Below are 5,312 nucleotides of genomic sequence, written 5' to 3' on the forward strand. Positions count from 1 at the left end.
ATTTGATGTGTGGTTGGCAGCGTCTTTTGTTTTAAAGAGACAGGTCGTGGACGCGACGACTGCGTCGGCCGGCAGGCTGTGTGCGGACTGGAAGGCCCGCACCGCGCTGCCGGTGGCCGAACCGAAGGAGCCGTCCACGCTCAGCGCGGTCCCGTGGGCGTTGAGCAGGCGCTGCAACGCCGTCACCGCGGGCCCGCTGCTGCCCTGCTGCACCACAACGGCGAGGGCCCGCCAGGTCGCGGGTCCGACGATCCCGTCGGCGGACAGACCGCGGCTGGACTGGAAGGACTGCACCGCGCTGCCGGTGGACGGGCCGAAGGAGCCGTCCACGCTCAGCGTGGACCCCCGGGCGTTGAGCAGGTACTGCGCGGTTCTGACCCGCTCACCGCCCGCCCCCTGCCGAACCACCGGCCACTCGGCGCTCGGAAGCGGCGTGCCGCGTCCGGCGGCCAGGGAGAAGGGAGCGGGGAGCAGCAGCTGTGTGTTGCGGGCGTCTGCTGTTCCACGGCGCTTGCCGATGCCGGCCGCCACCGCCTGAAGGTCGTTGGCCGCCAGCTCGCGTCCCAACGAGGCGAGTGCGGCGGGGGTGCTGGTGTCCCCGTCGCACGACAGCGGTGCGTCGGAGTCGACCATGGTCGTGAAGATCGACAGGATGCCACCGCCTTCGGCGATCTCGAAGATCCGGCTCTGGACGGGCCAGTCGATGTGCGAGGCCGTGTTCACCTCCCAGAAGCCGTTGCCGATGACGGACGGCCAGGAGGACTTGTGAGCCCAGATGTTGTTGGTGTGCGTGTGGCCGTCGACCATCAGGATCACGTTCGGGAAGCGCAGCAGCAGGTTGCGGAGTTCCGTGCCGCCGTACGGGGACCCGCTGTCCGTGTTGTCCATGGAGTCGAGCGTGTGATGACAGCAGATGACGATGAGTTTGTCGGTCACGCCGGGCTGGTTGACGACCGTCCTGGCCCGGCTGCCGTCGGAGTCGTCGAGTTCGTAGCGTGAGCTGTTGGCCTTGAGCTGGGTGTTCAGCCAGTTCCACTGGTCCTTGTCGATGGCGCCGTTGGCACCGCCGCTGGTGTTGGTCGTGTCCAGCACCAGGAACTGGAACATGTCGTCCGACCCCGGGGGAATCGCATAGTAGGCCTGGTCGCTGCCGGCCCTGAACCCGTGCCCGCGAGGGGCACCGGTGGTGTTGAAGTGCTCGGCGATGAAGTCGCTGCGCGCCAGCAGCCGCCGGGACGGGTCCTCCGTCACGTGGGCGGTCTGGAGGGTGAACTCGCCCGTCAGTACGTCCTTCAGCAGGTCCAGGTAGTACGTCGCAGTGTTGTCGAAGACGTCCGGGATTCCCTCGATCTCCGTCAGTTTGGTGGAGCCGGTGGCGATGCTCTTGAGCGGGTCGAAGGGGAGAATGTCGATCGGGACGTTGCCCTGGACGAGCGCGTCGTGGTTGCCGTACGCGGCGTACCAGGGCATGCCCAGCCCGGTCGCCGTGAACGATCTTCGGGCGCTCTTCAGCAGACCGCTCACGACCGGGAAGCCATGGAGGGCGTTGTTGTCGGGCGGAGTCTGCCGTGCTTCCGGATGCCAGTAGTGGGTTTCCGTCCCGAACTGGCCGCTCGCCACGCTCTCGTCCTCGGTGAGGTCACCGGAGTCCGGGCGCACCGTGTTGCCGTCGAGCAGGTCGATGTACCACCGCGACTCGTTGTACTGGCAGTTGTCGACCGCGTCGCCCGTGACGACGGTGAAGGCCAGCGGTGTGCTCGTCCGCGGACTGCGGAGGACCTGCCGGACGGCTCGGCACATCGCGTCGGTCGACTGCGTCGAAAGGAATTCGTGCGCGCGGTACGCCGATTCGGTCGGATACGAGTTGTAGTGCGGAGGTCCGTCGTCCGCGAGCCGGTCGAGGCACTCGACGCGCAGCGGGGACTGGTCGTCGACGATGTGCAGGTCTGACATCTGGGCGAAGGCGATCAGCGACCGGGTGACCTGTGGCGAGGTGGTGAGGGTGAAGTCGTTTCGGACGATGTGCGGTTCGCCGGGGCCGGCGGCCACACCGTGGTATCCCATGCCCAGGTCGGGGCCGATCTGCACCGTCTGGTCCACAGTGGTGAGCCCGAATGCGGCACCGGTGCCCAGAGGCGGCGATGCGGCACTGGCGACGGCGCGCAGACTTCCGACGTCGATGGCCGCGGCCACCACAGCCACTCCGGCAGCTGTCAGGATCCTGCGACGGGAGATTGCCATGTCGATTCCTTCGGTGTTGGGCTTCACATGCTGCGAAGTCGTGGTCCGTCCTTGCCGCACCCCGTTGTCTTGCGGGCCCCGCCGCTGGGCGGCGGGGCCGGCACCCGCGTTCATGCGGAAGAGCGGGGGCGGATCGGGGTGCTGCCGGGCCTTTCACAGCCCGCCGAAGGTGTGAGTGGCGCGCAGCCTGACCTCGCAGGCCTGCCAGGGGGACCAGTCGGTGCTGTCGGGACTGCCCTGCTCGCAGCGGTACAGCGTGCCCGTGTTGTCGACGGCGAACAGCTCGATCCTCCCGGATCCGCTTCGCTCGGCGCAGACGTGGCGCATCCTCAGCGTGGTGGCGCCGGCCTGCGTCGGTATCTGGGCCCAGGACCGCCACGTCCCGCTGCCGGCGGCGGTCTCGCAGCGGCAAAAGAGCTGCCCGTCGGGATTGGTGCCGAAGATCGCCAGGCGTCCGTCGAGGTTGCGGGTCATGTCGATGGAGTCGAGGATGCCGTCGAGCGGCAGCACGCCACCCCACTCGCTCTCCGTCTGGGCGTTGGCGACGGTCATCTTGCGCTGGATGAGGAGGCCGTCCTCCTTGATGGCGACCAGCACGGCGCGCCCGTCGGAGCCGGTCTCGACAGCCAGCTGGATTGCGGTGCCGCCCAGCTGGGTCCAGGGAGTGAACCAGCCGTTCGAACCGGTGTCGTCGTTCAGGAAGTCCTGCCAGCGGTGGTGGATGGTGTTGTCGCTGCGGGTCGCGTAGACCTGCATGCCGCCCCACTGGTCCTGGACCGCGGTCGCCGAGGTGAAGCCGGAGTCGAACCGCTGGGGCGCCGTGTAGGTGCTGCTGCCCGCGCTGGTCTGCGCGCGACGGGTGACGAAGCCGTTCCCGTCGAGGGCGAACACCTCGACCCGGCCGTCCCGGTGGCTGCCGGCGGTGACGGACTGCCACCCCGGTCCGTCGGCGAGCTTCGTCCAGGTCTGCAGGTCGCCGCCGGCGGTCCGCTGGCTGGTGTTCCACAGGTTGCCCTGCGCGTCCGTGCCGAACAGCTCCAGCCGTCCGTCCTCGTTGCGGGCCACGGCGATCGGGGAACCGAGCGGGTGCGGAGCGTGCAGCGGGAAGGGGGCCGCCAGGAGCAGTTGCGTGTTGCGGTCCTGGTTGCCGCCCATGCGACGGGTGATGCCACGATCCACTTCCTGCGGGTCGTTGGTGGCCAGCTCCCGCGCCAGGGAGGCCAGTTGCGCGGGTGTGCTGGTGTCACCCCCGAAGGAGAGGGGCGCGACGGGGTCGACCATGGTGGTGAAGATCGAGATGGTGGCGGGCCCGGCGGAGGAGCCGGACTCCCCCGCGTTCTGCGCGTCGGGGCTCGCCGTGATCTCGATGATGCGGCTCTGGATCGGCCAGTCGATGTGCGAGGCCGTGGAGATCTCCCAGAAGCCGCCGGAGATCGGGCTGGAGGCCGGTGCCGGATGAGGGATGATCTTGTTGGCGTGTGTGTGACCGTTGACCATGGCGATCACGTTCGGGTAGCGCAGCAGCAGCGCCTTGAGTTCGTCGCCGGTGTGCCGGTCCCCGAAGATGCCACCGAGGATGCCGTCGTCGAGGTTGTCCATCGTGTTGAGCGTGTGGTGGCAGAAGATGACGTACATCTTGTCCTGCACACCACTCTGCGTGACTACGTGGTTGTTGGTGTTGATGTAGCGCGAACTGTTGGCCCTGAGCTGCTGTTCCAGCCAGTTGAGCTGGTCGGTGTCGATCGAGCCGCCCGCGGCGCCGGAGCCGAAGCCGTCGGTGTTGGTGTTGGTGGAGTCGAGGGTGAGGTACCGGATCAGGTCGCCTGAGCCGGAGGGAATCGCGTAATAGGCCTTGTCGGTCCCGACGCCCTGGAATCCGTGACCGACCGGCAGGCCGGCGGTGTTGAAGTGGTCCTGGATGAATGCCTTGCGTGTGAGCAACCGCCGGCTGGGGTCCGCGACGACCCGGGTCCCCTCCAGGTCCCAGGCGACCATCAGCTTGCCGAAGGTGCCGAGGTCGCTGTAGTTGTCCGGCAGGTCGGCGGAGGTGCCGGTGGTCTTGGACGAGCCGAGCGTCATGCCCCGCACGTCGACGAGGTTGTTGTCGATGGGCTCGTTGCCCTGCCACAGTCCGTCGTGGTTGCCGTACGCCGCGTACCAGGGCATGCCCAGGCCGTGGGAGACGAACGGCCGGCGGGCCGCGCCCACCACGCCGCTCGCGTCCAGCAGCCCGGGAACATAGGGGAATCCGAGGCCGGAGGTGCCGGTGTAACGGTTGCCCGGCACCCGCTGCGGGGGTACCGACGGGTAGTAGTAGTGGTTGTCCCCGGTGCCGCCGTCGGTCAGGGCGCCACCGGAGAAGCTCTGGTCCAGGCCGATGCCGCCGGAGTCCGGGAGGATGGTCTGGCCGCCGTCGAGCAGGTCTATGTACCAGCGGTTCTCGTTGTGCTGGCAGTTGTCGACCGCGTCGCCGGTGACGATGGTGAACTGCAGCGGCATCCTGCTCCGCGGGCCCTTGCCGATCCCGGCGATGGCCTGGCACATCGCGTCGACCACCTGTGTCGACAGGAACTCGTGGCCCCGATAGGCCGAGTCGGTGGGATACGAGGCGTAGTGCGGGGCGCCGGCGTCGGCGTAGCGGTCCATGAATTCGAGGCGGGCCGGCGACTGGTCGTCCACGATGTGCAGGTCGGTCATCTGCGCGAACGCCGCCAGCGCCATCGTCGGAGGGCCGAAGTGGGACCAGAGGTCGGTACGGATGGTGTGCGGCTCGCCCGGCCCGGCGACGAGCCGCTGGTAGCCCGCACCCTGGGCGTAGCTCGCCCGCTGCACCGTCTGGTCCCACGTGGTGACCATCGGCACGTCCGATGTGGAGGCAGCCGCCGTACCGGCCGTCCTGCCGGCGTCCATCGAGGTTGCCGCTTCGGCGCCGGCGCGGAAACCGCCCGCGTCGATGGCTGCCGCCACCACGCCCACTCCGGTCGTCGTCAGTAACCTTCTTCGCGAGATACCCACGCCATGTCTCCCAGGAAAGGTCGAACTCGTCTCCTCTTGCGGCGTTCCATTCCGTT

General features: G+C 68.4%; 2 protein-coding genes. Both read right to left on the minus strand.

Annotated features, from left to right (window positions below):
- The coding region (locus ACFW2E_RS26135) for a TIGR03767 family metallophosphoesterase (protein WP_384469509.1) at positions 1–2,241 on the minus strand (2,241 nt) is incomplete at its 3' end.
- A gap of 153 nt (positions 2,242–2,394) precedes the next feature.
- The gene (locus ACFW2E_RS26140) at positions 2,395–5,256 is read right to left on the minus strand and encodes a TIGR03767 family metallophosphoesterase (protein WP_384469510.1); all 2,862 of its coding nucleotides are present in this window, start codon (positions 5,254–5,256) and stop codon (positions 2,395–2,397) included.
- Positions 5,257–5,312 lie beyond the last annotated feature (56 nt).

Source organism: Streptomyces sp. NPDC058964 (genome assembly GCF_042741275.1).
Lineage (GTDB): Bacteria > Actinomycetota > Actinomycetes > Streptomycetales > Streptomycetaceae > Streptomyces.